The sequence below is a fragment of the Ruegeria sp. YTSA072 genome, from assembly GCF_059610285.1.
In genome coordinates, this window is the sequence record NZ_JBXWNI010000009.1 from 65,024 (window position 1) to 78,772 (window position 13,749).

At 57.0% G+C, this 13,749-nt stretch carries 15 protein-coding genes; 6 read left to right on the plus strand and 9 right to left on the minus strand.

Going from position 1 to position 13,749, the window contains the following annotated elements; genetic code table 11:
- The first annotated feature begins 218 nt into the window (after positions 1 to 218).
- The 5 genes from AC2FIB_RS15390 (at position 219) to hmuQ (ending at position 3,852) form a co-directional block, all read left to right on the plus strand.
- Positions 219 to 875 (plus strand): 50S ribosomal protein L25/general stress protein Ctc, encoded by a 657-nt coding sequence (locus tag AC2FIB_RS15390; RefSeq protein WP_058279479.1) that lies wholly within the window; start codon positions 219 to 221, stop codon positions 873 to 875.
- 257 nt (positions 876 to 1,132) lie between these two features.
- A complete protein-coding gene (gene pth / locus AC2FIB_RS15395) occupies positions 1,133 to 1,813 on the plus strand; it encodes an aminoacyl-tRNA hydrolase (protein ID WP_496735423.1) in 681 nt (226 codons plus the stop codon).
- A gap of 82 nt (positions 1,814 to 1,895) precedes the next feature.
- Entirely contained in the window at positions 1,896 to 3,059 is a 1,164-nt protein-coding gene (locus AC2FIB_RS15400; RefSeq protein WP_496842341.1) for a serine hydrolase domain-containing protein, read from the plus strand.
- A gap of 9 nt (positions 3,060 to 3,068) precedes the next feature.
- Positions 3,069 to 3,446 carry a DUF2237 family protein gene (locus AC2FIB_RS15405; protein ID WP_496735421.1) on the plus strand — a complete coding sequence of 126 codons (378 nt, stop codon included), beginning with the start codon at positions 3,069 to 3,071 and terminating at the stop codon, positions 3,444 to 3,446.
- Positions 3,447 to 3,531: 85 nt separating this feature from the next.
- A complete protein-coding gene (hmuQ, locus tag AC2FIB_RS15410) occupies positions 3,532 to 3,852 on the plus strand; it encodes a heme-degrading protein HmuQ (protein WP_496735419.1) in 321 nt (106 codons plus the stop codon).
- 31 nt (positions 3,853 to 3,883) lie between these two features.
- Here the strand turns inward: hmuQ and AC2FIB_RS15415 are convergent, their stop codons facing one another.
- From AC2FIB_RS15415 to AC2FIB_RS15450, 8 genes are all read right to left on the minus strand, one after another.
- Entirely contained in the window at positions 3,884 to 4,531 is a 648-nt protein-coding gene (locus tag AC2FIB_RS15415) for a class I SAM-dependent methyltransferase (protein WP_496735418.1), read from the minus strand.
- Positions 4,532 to 4,557: 26 nt separating this feature from the next.
- Positions 4,558 to 5,805: a tryptophan synthase subunit beta gene (gene trpB / locus AC2FIB_RS15420; protein WP_496735416.1), complete on the minus strand. Its 1,248-nt coding sequence runs from the start codon at positions 5,803 to 5,805 to the stop codon at positions 4,558 to 4,560.
- Between the two features lie 67 nt (positions 5,806 to 5,872).
- Positions 5,873 to 6,208, minus strand: coding sequence for a hypothetical protein (locus tag AC2FIB_RS15425; RefSeq protein ID WP_496842342.1), 336 nt, complete (start codon positions 6,206 to 6,208; stop codon positions 5,873 to 5,875).
- Positions 6,209 to 6,254: 46 nt separating this feature from the next.
- Positions 6,255 to 6,896 (minus strand): phosphoribosylanthranilate isomerase, encoded by a 642-nt coding sequence (locus AC2FIB_RS15430; RefSeq protein ID WP_496735412.1) that lies wholly within the window; start codon positions 6,894 to 6,896, stop codon positions 6,255 to 6,257.
- Positions 6,897 to 6,905: 9 nt separating this feature from the next.
- A complete protein-coding gene (locus AC2FIB_RS15435; RefSeq protein WP_496735491.1) occupies positions 6,906 to 7,256 on the minus strand; it encodes a lipopolysaccharide assembly protein LapA domain-containing protein in 351 nt (116 codons plus the stop codon).
- A 7-nt stretch (positions 7,257 to 7,263) separates the two neighbouring features.
- Positions 7,264 to 7,548 carry an integration host factor subunit beta gene (gene ihfB / locus AC2FIB_RS15440; RefSeq protein WP_037310872.1) on the minus strand — a complete coding sequence of 95 codons (285 nt, stop codon included), beginning with the start codon at positions 7,546 to 7,548 and terminating at the stop codon, positions 7,264 to 7,266.
- A 271-nt stretch (positions 7,549 to 7,819) separates the two neighbouring features.
- Positions 7,820 to 9,496: a 30S ribosomal protein S1 gene (rpsA, locus tag AC2FIB_RS15445; protein WP_496842343.1), complete on the minus strand. Its 1,677-nt coding sequence runs from the start codon at positions 9,494 to 9,496 to the stop codon at positions 7,820 to 7,822.
- Between the two features lie 248 nt (positions 9,497 to 9,744).
- The gene (locus AC2FIB_RS15450) at positions 9,745 to 10,020 is read right to left on the minus strand and encodes a DUF6525 family protein (protein WP_496842344.1); all 276 of its coding nucleotides are present in this window, start codon (positions 10,018 to 10,020) and stop codon (positions 9,745 to 9,747) included.
- A gap of 215 nt (positions 10,021 to 10,235) precedes the next feature.
- Here AC2FIB_RS15450 and AC2FIB_RS15455 point away from each other — a divergent pair, with 215 nt between their 5' ends.
- Complete coding sequence (locus AC2FIB_RS15455; protein WP_496842345.1) at positions 10,236 to 11,711, plus strand: sulfatase family protein; 1,476 nt, start codon at positions 10,236 to 10,238, stop codon at positions 11,709 to 11,711.
- Positions 11,712 to 11,806: 95 nt separating this feature from the next.
- Here AC2FIB_RS15455 and AC2FIB_RS15460 read toward each other — a convergent pair whose 3' ends face one another.
- Positions 11,807 to 13,495 (minus strand): tryptophan halogenase family protein, encoded by a 1,689-nt coding sequence (locus tag AC2FIB_RS15460; RefSeq protein WP_282152620.1) that lies wholly within the window; start codon positions 13,493 to 13,495, stop codon positions 11,807 to 11,809.
- Between the last annotated feature and the right edge of the window lie 254 nt (positions 13,496 to 13,749).

Here is a 13,749-nt window from a genome sequence, read left to right on the forward strand (position 1 = left end):
CGCAGCAAACTGCGAATCCCCCAGGATATTTTTTGCCAGATGAAGCAGGGGATCCGCTCTTCATCTGGCCCCAAATATCCCGGAGCACGAGGCAGAGCCTCGCAAAGTATGAAGACCGCTAAAAACCCCTTTTCAAACCTGACAATTCAAGCTAAGGACGCGGCTTCACGCGGGCATACAGCCTTGGAGGATGCCCGCCCTAACATTGGAGAATTATCATGGCTGGAGAGATTCCTGATCTCGTAGCTCTGGAACGGACGGGGACAGGCAAGGGCGCCGCTCGTCAGGCACGCCGCGACGGCATGGTTCCGGGCATTGTATTTGGTGGCGACAAAGAACCGCTGCCGATTCAGATCCCGTTCAACGAACTGTTCAAGCGCCTGAAAGCTGGCCGGTTTAAGTCGACCCTGTGGAACCTGAAAGTTGAAGGCCAGGAAGACGTTCGCGTCATCTGCCGCGACGTTCAGCGTGACGTCGTCAAAGACCTGCCGACCCACCTGGATCTGATGCGCCTGCGTCGCACCACCAAGATCGCGCTGTTCATCCCGGTTGAATTCATCAACGAGGAAGAAGCACCCGGCATCAAGAAGGGCGGCGTTCTGACCGTTGTCCGTCCGGAAGTCGAACTGCTGTGCACCGCAGGTGATATTCCTGAGAAGATCACTGTTGACGTGACCGGCATGAACATCAACGACGTTGCCACCATTTCATCGGTCGACCTGCCCGAAGGCACCAAGCCGACCATCGATCGTGACTTCGTAATCGCGAACATCTCGGCACCGACCGGTCTGGTAACGGATGATGACGAAGAGGGTGAAGAGGGCGAAGTGGCCGTAGACGAAGTTGAAGTCGTCGGTCAGGAAGCCGAAGAATAAGTTCAGGTTTCAGTACCTTGAATTTGAAACGGGGTTCCTTTGGAGCCCCGTTTTTTTTGTCGAATGCGGATCTTCGCGCTAGCTTGCCGCCGGCTCCGTCATTCGCTCAGGCAAGTTGAAATCACGGCCCCTACTGGCCAGGCGCGCCTCACTTGCTGCTGTTAGCGACAGGCAATGGCAGACGAAGTCTCACTGGAATTCCGATCCAATTCGAGGCATGAGGAAGCAAGTCGTACAATGACGCGCGGAGCAGAACCATGAAACTTTTTGTCGGACTGGGCAATCCAGGGCAGAAATATGCCCGGAACCGGCACAATATCGGCTTTATGGCACTGGACAGGATTGCCGACGATCACGGTTTCCGCCCGTGGAAATCAAAGTTCCAGGCAGAAATCGCCGAAGGGCGACTAGGTTCGGAAAAGGTGCTGCTGATCAAGCCACAAACCTTCATGAACCGCTCGGGTCAATCCGTGGGTGAGGCTATGCGCTTTTACAAGCTGGACTCAACCGATGTGACTGTTTTTCACGACGAGCTGGATCTTGCGCCCGGTAAGGTGCGTGCGAAAGCAGGTGGTGGTCACGCCGGGCATAACGGTCTGCGGTCGATCCATGACCATATCAGCCCGGCCTATGATCGAGTTCGTCTGGGCATTGGGCATCCGGGCCGCAAAGAACTGGTCTCGCCTTATGTCCTGAGTGACTTTGCCAAGGCAGATTCGGATTGGCTGGAAGACGTCTTGCGGGGGGTTTCCGACGGTGCTGGTTATTTGGCAGATGGCGATGGCGGCAAATTCATGAACGCGGTCGCATTGCGCACCGCACCGCCACGGTCATCAAAAACCGCTGCGGCCTCCTCGAAATCGGTCGCTGCAGCTACCCCTGAACCCGAGGCGGACACCAGGTCCGCCATGCAAAAACTGATGGACAAGTTCAAGTAAGGCCAACGATGTTGCCGCTACGTCTCAATTGCGAACTGCGCCAGTCCGCGCTCCAATGCACACCAAAAGCGGGAGGTAACATATGCGAATCCTGATGAAATGGGTGCTGCGCATCGTTTTGATGTTGGTGCTGGCAGCGGTGGTCGTTGGCGTTTGGAAGCGCGAAGAGATTCAGCGCCTGATGGCTGTGAACTCTTTGTTTTCCGAAGAAAAGATCGTTCACAACTTCTCTCATATGAATGACGCTTTTCTGACCGTCGACCTGCCAAGGGGGGAAGGCGCGACATTCGAGTTGCCTTACGGCCCCGGTTTTGACCTGCCCGAGGGCACGGACACGTGGATCGAAGATCGCGCTGTAACCTCTTTACTGGTGATGCAGGACGGGCAGATCAGGTTCGAAGAATATTATTTGGGGACCGCCCCCGAGGATCGCCGGATCTCTTGGTCTATCGCCAAAAGCTACCTATCGGCCCTGTTCGGCATCCTGATGGCCGAAGGCGCCATCAGCTCGCTGGATGACCCGGTCGTCAAGTATGCCCCAAAACTGAAGGGCACCGCCTATGACGGCGCAACGATCCGCAATGTTCTGAACATGGCCAGCGGTGTGACCTTCGACGAGGACTATCTGGATTACAATTCCGACATAAACCGAATGGGCCGCGTCGTCGCCCTGGGTGGAGAGCTGGATGACTTTGCCGCCTCGCTGAACGAAACGTTCGTCGAGCCCGGCGAGGCATGGCAATATGTCTCGATCGACACCCACGTTATCGGCATGATTGTTCGCGGTGCGACGGACCGGTCTGTGGCTGACTTGTTGACCGAAAAGATCATTGAACCTCTGGGCCTTGAACGCGACGGCTACTATGTCACCGACGGCGCTGGCGTGGCTTTCGTCTTGGGCGGGTTGAACTTCACCACTCGCGACTTTGCCCGGTTTGGACAGATGATCCTGCAAAACGGCGAGCATAATGGCCAGCAGATAGTGCCCGCCGAATGGATTGCGGAATCCGTTTTTCCGAGCGCCCCGACCGAAGCCGGAGAGATCGGGTATGGCTACCAGTGGTGGATCCCCGTCGGCGCGCATGAAGGCGAGTTTCTGGCCCGTGGCGTTTATGGTCAGTACATCTATTTCGACCAACCGCGCGGTGTTGTTATCGTTTCAACCGGGGCTGATCGCAGTTTCCGTGACGATGGCGTCAACGAAACAAACATAGAAATGTTCCGCACAATCGCCCAAAGCCTGTAAGGTGTGCCCATGCATAAACTGGACAGCATAAACGTTCTGGGGGGCGTCCTTGCCCCCTGCTCCCGCGATCCACAGACCGGGTTTTTTCGGGACGGGGCCTGTAACACATGCGCCGAAGATCAGGGCAGTCACACGGTCTGCGCGGTCATGACGGCCGAGTTTCTGGCCTATTCCAAGTATGTTGGCAATGACCTGAGCACACCGCGCCCTGAATTCGACTTTCCCGGTCTCAAGCCCGGTGACAACTGGTGCCTGTGTGCCGGGCGCTTCCTGCAGGCCCATGACGAGGGCTGCGCGCCCAAGGTTGATCTGGAGGCCACGCATCAGCAGGCGCTGGACATCGTCCCTATTGGAATCTTACGCGAAAATGCCGTCGAACCTGATTGACCTCAGGGGTAAAAAGACATCAAAGAAACCCGCCAGCCGACACTTTGTTTAGCAAGCGCGAAACCGTCATAAAACGAGGTAGGCTATGAGCTTTATCGCCATGAACCGCTTCAAAGTCCGTTTGGGCAGCGAAGCCGATTTCGAATCCGTTTGGAAAGACCGCGAAAGCCGGTTGAAAGAACTGCAAGGATTTCAAGAGTTCCGCCTTCTGAAAGGCCCCGAAGGCGACGGGTATCGGCTGTATTCCAGCCACGTGATTTGGGACAATCGCAGCGATTTCGAGGCCTGGACTAAGTCCGAACAATTCCGGGACGCGCACAAAAACGCTGGCAACGGCAAGACGCAGTCGGCTCTGATCGGACCACCTCAGTTCGAGGGATTCGAAACGGTTTTGCATCAGAACTGATCAATCCATGTCGCCAACACCGGATTGATGTTTACACGGCGCGCGCCAGATAGCCGCGCGATGTGCGCGAGGGCGGGCCAGTTGGAAAACTGTGCTCCGCCTCCAACACCCACCCCGCGTCCTTAAGCATCTTGGCCACCTGTTGCGGTCTGTACGAACGGTGACGCCATTGAAACCAGATAATCGCGTTGCACCAGTGTGGTTTGCTGACGACCAGCCACAGCTTTGCCGCTGGCGCGGCCTGCCTGCGCATGTGGCGCAGGGCATCGGTAGGGTTATCGCAATGTTCAAGGACATGGGCTGCCAGAACGCAGTCAAAAGGCTGGGCTGGCGGAAAATCCTCCAACCGGGATCGCGCGGTATGGGTTGTAACGCCCCTTAGGGCCAGCGCACCCTCGGCCTGTTTCAGCATTTTCCTGGACGGCTCGAGCAGTGTGACCTTACCTTCGGGCTGAATGACCGCCCGTGCCTCGGCAAAAGCACCTGTCCCGCACCCCACATCCAGCCCGTTCCGGCCTAGATCATCCGCTGAACCGATCGACAGAAACCCCAGATAGGCATCAAAATAGCCCAGCAGACGCATCTTATCCGCCCAGCCGGGGGCTGCGGCATCGTACTTTTGATCGAGTCTTTCGGAACTGGACGCGTTCTGCATGCCATGCAGCGTGACATGAAACACCCGGGGCGCAAAGCCCCGGGCGCGCGTTATCCGGCCGAACGGCCTTCGGTGTCGGACATATCAAAGTTCAGGTATTTGGCGACCGTCTGAACGTCCTTGTCGCCGCGACCGCACATGTTCATGCAGATCAGGTGATCCTTGGGCAATTCCGGCGCGATCTTCATGACATGCGCCAATGCGTGGCTGGGCTCCAACGCGGGGATGATACCTTCGGTTGCACAGCACAGCTGGAACGCTTCCAGCGCCTCTTTATCGGTGATCGAGACATAGTTCGCGCGACCGATATCATTCAGCCAAGAATGCTCGGGGCCAATACCAGGGTAATCCAGACCGGCCGAGATCGAATAGCCTTCGAGGATCTGGCCGTCATCATCCTGCAGCAGGTAGGTACGGTTTCCGTGCAGCACACCCGGACGACCGCCGGTCAGCGAGGCACAATGTTCCATCTTTTCGTTCACGCCCTTGCCGCCAGCCTCGACGCCAATGATGTTGACGCTCTTGTCATCGAGGAACGGATAAAACAGCCCCATTGCGTTCGATCCACCGCCGATGGCGGCGATAAGCGTGTCGGGCAAACGGCCTTCGGCCTTTTTCATCTGTTCCTTGGCTTCCTTGCCGATGATCGACTGGAAATCACGCACCATCGCCGGATACGGGTGCGGGCCCGCCACGGTACCGATGCAATAGAACGTATCACGTACATTGGTCACCCAGTCCCGCAGCGCGTCGTTCATCGCGTCTTTAAGAGTTCCACGACCTGAGGTGACCGGAATAACTTCGGCACCCAACAGGCGCATACGGAAGACGTTTGGTGCCTGACGCTGCACGTCATGCGCGCCCATGTAGACCACGCACTTAAGGCCAAACTTGGCGCAGACAGTAGCTGTTGCCACACCGTGCTGCCCTGCCCCGGTTTCCGCGATGATCCGGGTTTTGCCCATGCGCCGCGCCAGAATGATCTGGCCCAGAACATTGTTAATCTTGTGCGCGCCGGTGTGGTTCAATTCGTCGCGTTTCAGATAGATTTTCGCGCTACCCAGATGCTCGGTCAGGCGTTCCGCGTAATACAGCGGCGAGGGGCGACCCACATAGTTCGCCCACAGATCGTCCATCTCGGCCCAAAAGGTCGGATCATCCTTGGCCTTCTCATATTCCTCTTCAAGCGACAGGATCAGCGGCATCAGCGTTTCGCTGACAAACCGTCCGCCGAAGATGCCAAACCGGCCCTGTTCGTCGGGACCGGACATGAAGGAATTGAATAGATCGTTGGCCATGGGTGTCTCCCTCGTCGTACCCGTTGTTCATAGGAGGTGCTGCCAGGTTTTGCCATGGCAAAACGTATCATTTCGCGGGCCTGTATCGATGCTTCCAGATCCGCAGGGCCTGTTCTTCGGTCGGCACCGCGATGCATGAGAAACGATGGAACTCATGCGTGATGGACAACCGGTCCGATGCCTCAAGAACACGCCTGTGTGGTCCCGAATGGGCAAATGTCAGCATGGCCTCGGCGTCTTGCCAAACACTGAGTGAAAAGTAGAGCCCACCGTGAGGGAACATCTGCGCATGCTCGCATAATGGATCCCCTCGCGCCTGCTTCAACGCTTTCCCGGCCCGCCAAAAGAACTCTGGCGCGTTGTACCAATGTTGCAGGGAAACCCCACCAATCGCTGCAATCATCTTTGTTCCTCCCCAGCGTTATATACGGGGGAGGTCAGCATGCAGATCAATGAGTGGCGGATACGAATTCGGAAATCTTAATGGTATCTTTAACTCCCGGCGCGCTTTCGACACCCGAAGACACATCGACTTGTTTTGCACCGGTCATCCGGATCGCCTCGGCAACGTTGTCTGGCGTCAGTCCCCCGGCCAGCATCCATGGCTTTTGCCAGTATTTCCGGCCGGCCAGCAACCGCCAATCAAAGGCCAACCCATTCCCGCCCGGCAGTTCGGATGTACGCGGAGGTTTCGCGTCGATCAGCAACTGATCTGCAACCTCGGAATACAGGTCAATTGCGCTCAGATCCTCGGCCTCGGCGATGCCGATTGCTTTCATCACCGGCAAGCCAAACCTGTCGCGAACCTCTGAAACACGCTGCGGTGTTTCTTTGCCGTGCAGTTGCAACATGTCCAAGGGCACGCTTGCGACGACGCGGTCCAGTTCAGCGTCCGTCGCATTCACGGTTAGGGCAACCTTTGCCACGCCTGCCGGCACCAGCTGTGCCAGTGACGAGGCTTCATCAATGCCCAGATGCCGTGGCGATTTTTGGAAGAAGACAAACCCGACATATCGCGCGCCAGCGTCAGCCGCAGCGCGCACGTGATCAGGTGCGGTCAGCCCGCAGATTTTTACAGCTACGTTCGTCATAAAGGTGCCTTAGCTGGCTTCGTCCAGCAGAGCCAGAACGTCGTCCTTGCCCTCGTTCTGCTTTTTCTTGAGCTTCTTGACCTCACGCTCAAGCTTGCGCACTTCTCCGGTCTTGGTCGAGACATCGCGGCGGTGTTTATGCTCGCGCAGCCATTCCCACAGGAAGCCGATGATCAGACCGGCCACGACGCCGCCCAGCACCACGATGAACAATGGCAAAGACGTTGAGAAATTGAGCCCCAGCAACTCCGCCAGGGCGTCCGGCATCAGTTTCAACTCGACGATCTGACGATTGGCCAGCGAGATTGACACAAGAACGATCCCGAGGATCGCCAGGAAAGCATATCGAAGGTAACGCATCATGGTGTCAGGCTTTACCGTTCAATCGGTCCCTTAGCAACTTGCCAGTTTTGAAGAATGGAACACATTTTTCTTCGACCTGCACGGTCTCACCCGTACGAGGATTGCGGCCAACACGCGCGTCACGTTGTTTGACCGAGAACGCGCCGAAGCCGCGCAGTTCGACACGGTCGCCACGCGCCATGGCATCTGTCACTTCTTCGAACACGGTATTCACAATCCGCTCGACATCACGCTGATAGAGATGCGGGTTTTCGTCGGCGATTTTCTGAATCAGTTCTGAACGGATCATGAGTGTTACCCTCCCAGGCGACCGGTTAACCATGTCTATACTTCTGGACAGTATAGGAAAAAACCGTGATCGGGGGAACGTAAACTCTGTGTGCAAAGCATTCATTTTACAGCAAAGTCGCGCGATTTTTTGCTTGTTCAGTCAAAATCCGCTCTTAAAGCGTGAACGACGGTCGCAATAAGCCCAAATTTTGGAACATATTGATTCGCAACAAAAACGGCCCCGCGCGTCTGCACGGGGCCGTAAATTCGGCTGAAAATCCAGCCTGAGCTTAGTCGCCGGATTTCAGCGCTGCACCCAAGATATCGCCCAGCGATGCGCCCGAGTCGGAAGAACCGTACTGTTCCACGGCCTCTTTCTCTTCGGCGATCTCACGTGCCTTGATCGACAGACCCAGACGGCGAGTCTTGCTGTCGACATTGGTGACGCGGACGTCGATCTTGTCGTTAACCGAGAAACGCTCGGGGCGCTGCTCTGCACGGTCACGCGACAGGTCGGAACGACGGATGAAGGACTTCATGCCTTCGTATTCCACCTCGATGCCGCCATCTTCGATCGCAGTGACTTCTACAGTGATGATCGAACCGCGCTTCACGCCGCCAACGGCTTCTGCGAACTTGTCACCACCCAGGGCTTTGATCGACAGCGAGATACGCTCTTTTTCCACGTCAACTTCCGAGACAACGGCCGAAACCATGTCGCCTTTGCGGTAGTTCTGGATCGCATCTTCGCCACGTTCGTCCCACGACAGGTCGGACAGGTGAACCATGCCGTCGATGTCGCCATCGAGGCCAATGAACAGACCAAATTCGGTGATGTTCTTGACTTCGCCTTCGACTTCGGTGCCCTCTGGGTGTGTTTCTGCAAACACTTCCCACGGGTTGCGCATGGTCTGCTTCAGGCCCAGAGACACGCGACGCTTGGCACCGTCGATTTCCAGAACCATAACGTCGACTTCCTGGCTGGTCGAAACGATCTTGCCGGGGTGGACGTTTTTCTTGGTCCAGGACATCTCGGAAACGTGCACCAGACCTTCGACACCGGCTTCCAGCTCGACGAACGCGCCGTAGTCGGTGATGTTGGTGACGCGACCCTGATGGACCGAGCTCAGCGGATACTTGGCAGCAACCAGATCCCACGGATCTTCCTGCAGCTGCTTCATGCCCAGGCTGATGCGGTGGGTCTCTTTGTTGATCTTGATGACCTGAACCTTGATGGTTTCGCCGATCGTCAGGATCTCGGACGGGTGATTCACACGACGCCATGCCATGTCGGTGACGTGCAGCAGGCCATCAACACCGCCCAGGTCAACAAACGCACCGTATTCGGTGATGTTCTTGACCACGCCTTCGACGGTCTGACCTTCGGTCAGGTTGCCAATGACTTCGGCACGCTGTTCGGCGCGTGATTCTTCCAGGATAGCGCGGCGCGAAACAACGATGTTGCCACGGCGGCGGTCCATTTTCAGAATCTGGAACGGCTGCTTCAGGCCCATCAGCGGGCCAGCGTCGCGCACGGGGCGAACGTCAACCTGCGAGCCGGGCAGGAACGCAACTGCGCCACCCAGATCGACGGTGAAGCCACCTTTGACGCGGCCAAAGATTGCACCTTCGACGCGCTGGTCGTCGGCATATGCTTTTTCCAGACGGTCCCATGCCTCTTCACGGCGGGCCATCTCGCGCGAGATGACAGCTTCGCCACGGGCGTTCTCTGCGGCACGCAGGTAGACTTCGACCTCGTCACCAACAGCGATTTCAGGGGCTTCGCCGGGATTTGCGAATTCTTTCAGATCAACGCGGCCTTCCATTTTGTAGCCAACGTCGATGATGGCTTGGCCGGCTTCGATCGCCAGTACCTTGCCTTTGACAACAGAACCCTCTTCGGGCGTGTCCATTTCGAAGCTTTCGTTCAGGAGGGCTTCGAATTCCTCCATGGTTGTATCAGCCATCTGGCAGTGTTTTCCTTTACATACGTTTTTACTGGCCGAGCGGTTGTCTCCGCCGGTCTTGTTTCATGGTGTCATCGGACGTGATCCGGTGCGCCCCTGAGCAAACAAACACAAAGGGCCGAGGTGACCCGGCCCTGCTCAGTAACGTCATCCGGACGTTGACCGCCCTTGTGTTGACAGCGCGCGTATATGCGGAATTCTCGACATGTGCAAGAGGAAAGCCTTGATATACAGGGCATCGGCCGCCGTCACACTCGGCGCGCTATGTCCCAAACGCGCCGGTCCCGTTGCAACATGGATTGCTCAATCGCATTCAAACGCAAATAGGCATCATCGGGATCATTCGCTCCGCCTACCTTATCCCAAATGCGCAGCGCCGAGGCCGGGCTCCACGGCAAACAAGCCGAGGCAAGCCACCATCGCAATTCGGCAGGCAACGCGTCATAGGCCTGCATTGGCGATCCCGTCCGCCGGCGGCGTTTGATCCGGCTGCGCAGGTTTGGGTTCTTTCTGCGGTCAGTCATTGTGCGCTCCATTCATCGGCGCGCACGAACGCAGACTGTCAGACGTCAGCGGATATCGTCACGCTCGCTCGATAGTTTTGCTATGTTATTACATTAACATAAACCTTGTGCAACCGCTCTCGTTAGGCGCATTGCCCGATTCCTGCGAAGAATGTCGTGTTTCGAACAGCAAAGTCTGCGCCAATTGCGAAGCTTTGAAAAAGTCGGAGGATCTCATGCGTCAAGACCTGAACTTTCTCGTCATCATTTCAGACGAACACCGCAAAGACGCGATGGGATGCGCGGGCCATCCGATTGTCAAAACGCCCAATCTGGATGCGCTGGCCACGCGCGGTACGATGTTTCAGTCCACCTACACACCCTCACCCATGTGCGTACCCACACGGGCGGCGCTTGCGACCGGAGACTGGGTTCACACGACAGGAAACTGGGACAGCGCAACCCCCTATGACGGGCACCCGCGCAGCTGGATGAGGCAGGTGCGCGACGCCGGGCGCGAGGTCGTCTCTATTGGAAAACTGCATTTCAGGTCCAACGAAGACGACAATGGCTTCTCGGAGGAAATCCTGCCGATGCACGTGGTTGGAGGTGTCGGCTGGGCCGTTGGGCTTTTGCGCGAAAACCCACCAGACTATGATTCAGCCTCCGAGCTGGCGGGCGATGTGGGCGTCGGGTCCAGCACCTATACCGATTATGATCTGGACATTACCGCAGCAGCCGAGGCCTGGCTGGCCGATCCCGCGCGCCAAGCCAAACCCTGGGCTGCATTTGTGTCGCTGGTCAGCCCACACTATCCCCTGACCTGTCCCAAGGAATGGTACGATCTTTACGATCCAGCCCAGATGGATCTGCCCATCGAGTATGGCAAAGGGCTGCCCGATCATGAAGAGCTGCGCAACATCGCCGCGTTCTTCAACTACGAAGATTATTTCGACGAACAGAAAATGCGCGAAGCCAAGGCGGCTTATTATGGCCTGACCTCATTGATGGATGATTGCGTGGGGCGCGTCCTGAAAGCCCTGTCCGACAGTGATCAGGCCGAAAATACGGTGGTGATCTATGTATCCGACCACGGTGACATGATGGGGGATCAGGGGTTTTGGACCAAACAGGTGATGTATGAGGCCAGTGCAGGAATTCCGATGATCGCGGCCGGCCCGGGTATCCCGTCGGGGCGACGTGTTACCACATGTACCAACCTGACCGATATCGCTGCAACCGCCCGGGACGTCTGCGGCGTCGAAGACGACGACGGCAACGCAGGTCAACCCGGCTTGTCTCTGATCGGGTTGGCCAAAGCACCGGACGACCCCGACCGGACCGGTTTCAGCGAATACCACGATGGTGGGTCAAAAACCGGCAGTTTCATGGTGCGATGGGGCAAGTGGAAGTATGTTTACTATGTCGGCCAGCCCCCGCAATTGTTCGACCTGTCAATCGATCCTCAAGAACAGACCAACCGCGCGCTGGATCGGGTAAATTACCCGCAGGTTCAGGCTGCACTGGTCGAAGGGGAACGCCGCCTGCGCGAAATCTGCGACCCCGAAGAGGTCAACGTCCGCGCCTTTGCCGACCAGCGCAAGAAAATCGAAGACCTGGGCGGAGAAGAAGCCTGCCGCACGGCCTTTGTCTTCAATCACACGCCCACCCCGTCCGAGCAGGAAAAGCTGCGTGAAGGACTCGCGCTTTAACGCAGGTATTTTGCATTTCTCCAGTGGTTCCTTGGTCCGCGCAGCGCAGTTCAATGCTGCCACCACCGCAAAGCTGCGCGGAGCGTTCAGTACGTCTAGAACAGTTGCAGGTCCTTCTTGCCGCTTTGGATTTCGGCAAGGTTCGGCATGTTCTGGATTGCCACGGGTGCAAGTTGTTCGCCCGGCATCGCGACGGTCGGTTGCATCGCAGCCGCCATACCAAAGGCTGGGGGTTGCTCCAGCTCTCCTCGGATATCGCGCAGCAGTGTTTTGTGATCCGGCATCGCCTTGAGGATCTGCGCAAGATCCACCTTCGCGCCCTTCCACCACTGGAACCAAATCGGTTTCTTCAACGGCCGCAGACGATCACGGATGCCAGTCCCATAGCCGGTGTCATAGACCTGCTTGCCCAAAAGAACCGTCTGATAAACGCGGAAATTAAACAGTGTGGCAAATTCGATATCGTGTTCCATGGGCAGGCGGTGCTGCCACAATTCCAGGTTTTCGGCCAAACGATCCGGTATCTTCATCTCTGTGCGCGCATCGATCCAATATTGATCATCTGTGCGGTTGCCCAGGCGATAGTGCAGACAGATGAAATCCAGGACCTCGTCATACATCTTGTTCATTTGCCGGTTATATCTGGCCCGCAGCGATGGTTCGATATCGCGTGTAGGCAGGTGTTCTGCGAACCAGCGCACCGCATGATCAACCATATGGATCGCGGTACTTTCCAACGGTTCAATGAACCCGCCGGACAAACCGATAGCCAGACAATTCTTGACCCAGGCATTGCGCACGCGCCCGATGCGCATCGGGATCACACGCGGCGTCAAACCTTTGCCGCTGTCGCCTAGCCATTCAAGATATTCATCGGCCGCCTGATCATCCGTGCGATGCGCCGATGAATACACATAGCCTGTGCCCACACGGTTGTAGAGCGGAACCCGCCACGTCCACCCCGCACCCAGTGCGGTAGAGCGTGTGACGCTTTCGATTTTCTCTGGGTCGGGATGTTCGATCTGCAACGCCATGGCGCGGTCGTTGGGCAGGTAATCCGAGTAATCCATAAACGGCTCACCCAGTGCTTTGTTGATGATCAAACCGCGGAACCCGGTGCAATCTATGACCATCTCGATGTCGTGGCGGCCCTTACGCTCTAACATCAGATGGCTGACATTGCCCTGTTCATCCAGTTCAACCGCCTGCACCTCATCCTGAATGTGCTCAACCCCGCGCTTGGTGCAGACCTTGGTCAGCATGCCCGCAAATTTCACGGCGTCCAGATGATATGCGTAGCCAAACCGTTGCTCGAACTCGGGCTGACCCAGCGGTCGCCCGCCCTTGCACAGGCGGGCCAGATCGTCATGCGGCGAGATGGATTGCGTAAAGTCCCGATCGCCATTGCCAAAGCGCAAGAAGTATTCGGCGGCTTCCAGTCCTTCCAACAACTGACCGTGGGCAAAAGGGTTCACGTAGTCGATGCGATTGCCCTTTGCGTCCTTGTTCCAATTGCAGAACTTCACGCCCAGCTTGAACGACGCATTGGTCTCGCGAAAAAAATCCCGCTCGGAAATGCCCGCCTGACGCAGTGTGACCGGCATGCGCGGCACCGTGGCCTCACCGACGCCAACGGTGGCGATATTGGGGCTTTCGATCAGGCAGATGCGCGGGCGATCCTTGGGGGCCGAGGTGCGTGAAAACACCATGTCCAGTATCAGCGCGGTCATCCAACCCGCCGTGCCACCACCCACGATAGTGATCTTACGCAAACGATTATTCATATTGTTCTGTCCCTGTTGGCTTGAGGGTTTTTTTGGCTGCTTCCCCTTTTTGTTTTTGAGGATTGTATGGCAGCCTTCCCTTCTGGCATGGGCGAAGCATAGCAGGTTTCCTGCGTCCAGCTAGGGTCTAGCGCACCCTGACCTGAATGTACTTTCCTTCTTTCGGCAAAGCGACGCTCGGTCACGGCACCCTGCCCCGGGCAGTACAAATAACCGCGGTTCGTTAAAGGCAAACCGGGCCGCCGATGGACCGC

Coding starts and splice junctions, on each gene's coding strand:
- AC2FIB_RS15390 (WP_058279479.1), top strand. CDS start 219: ATGGCTGGAGAGATTCCTGATCTCGTAGCTCTGGAACGGACGGGGACA.
- pth (WP_496735423.1), top strand. CDS start 1,133: ATGAAACTTTTTGTCGGACTGGGCAATCCAGGGCAGAAATATGCCCGG.
- AC2FIB_RS15400 (WP_496842341.1), top strand. CDS start 1,896: ATGCGAATCCTGATGAAATGGGTGCTGCGCATCGTTTTGATGTTGGTG.
- AC2FIB_RS15405 (WP_496735421.1), top strand. CDS start 3,069: ATGCATAAACTGGACAGCATAAACGTTCTGGGGGGCGTCCTTGCCCCC.
- hmuQ (WP_496735419.1), top strand. CDS start 3,532: ATGAGCTTTATCGCCATGAACCGCTTCAAAGTCCGTTTGGGCAGCGAA.
- trpB (WP_496735416.1), bottom strand. CDS start 5,805: ATGGCCAACGATCTATTCAATTCCTTCATGTCCGGTCCCGACGAACAG.
- AC2FIB_RS15425 (WP_496842342.1), bottom strand. CDS start 6,208: ATGATTGCAGCGATTGGTGGGGTTTCCCTGCAACATTGGTACAACGCG.
- AC2FIB_RS15430 (WP_496735412.1), bottom strand. CDS start 6,896: ATGACGAACGTAGCTGTAAAAATCTGCGGGCTGACCGCACCTGATCAC.
- AC2FIB_RS15435 (WP_496735491.1), bottom strand. CDS start 7,256: ATGCGTTACCTTCGATATGCTTTCCTGGCGATCCTCGGGATCGTTCTT.
- ihfB (WP_037310872.1), bottom strand. CDS start 7,548: ATGATCCGTTCAGAACTGATTCAGAAAATCGCCGACGAAAACCCGCAT.
- rpsA (WP_496842343.1), bottom strand. CDS start 9,496: ATGGCTGATACAACCATGGAGGAATTCGAAGCCCTCCTGAACGAAAGC.
- AC2FIB_RS15450 (WP_496842344.1), bottom strand. CDS start 10,020: ATGACTGACCGCAGAAAGAACCCAAACCTGCGCAGCCGGATCAAACGC.
- AC2FIB_RS15455 (WP_496842345.1), top strand. CDS start 10,236: ATGCGTCAAGACCTGAACTTTCTCGTCATCATTTCAGACGAACACCGC.
- AC2FIB_RS15460 (WP_282152620.1), bottom strand. CDS start 13,495: ATGAATAATCGTTTGCGTAAGATCACTATCGTGGGTGGTGGCACGGCG.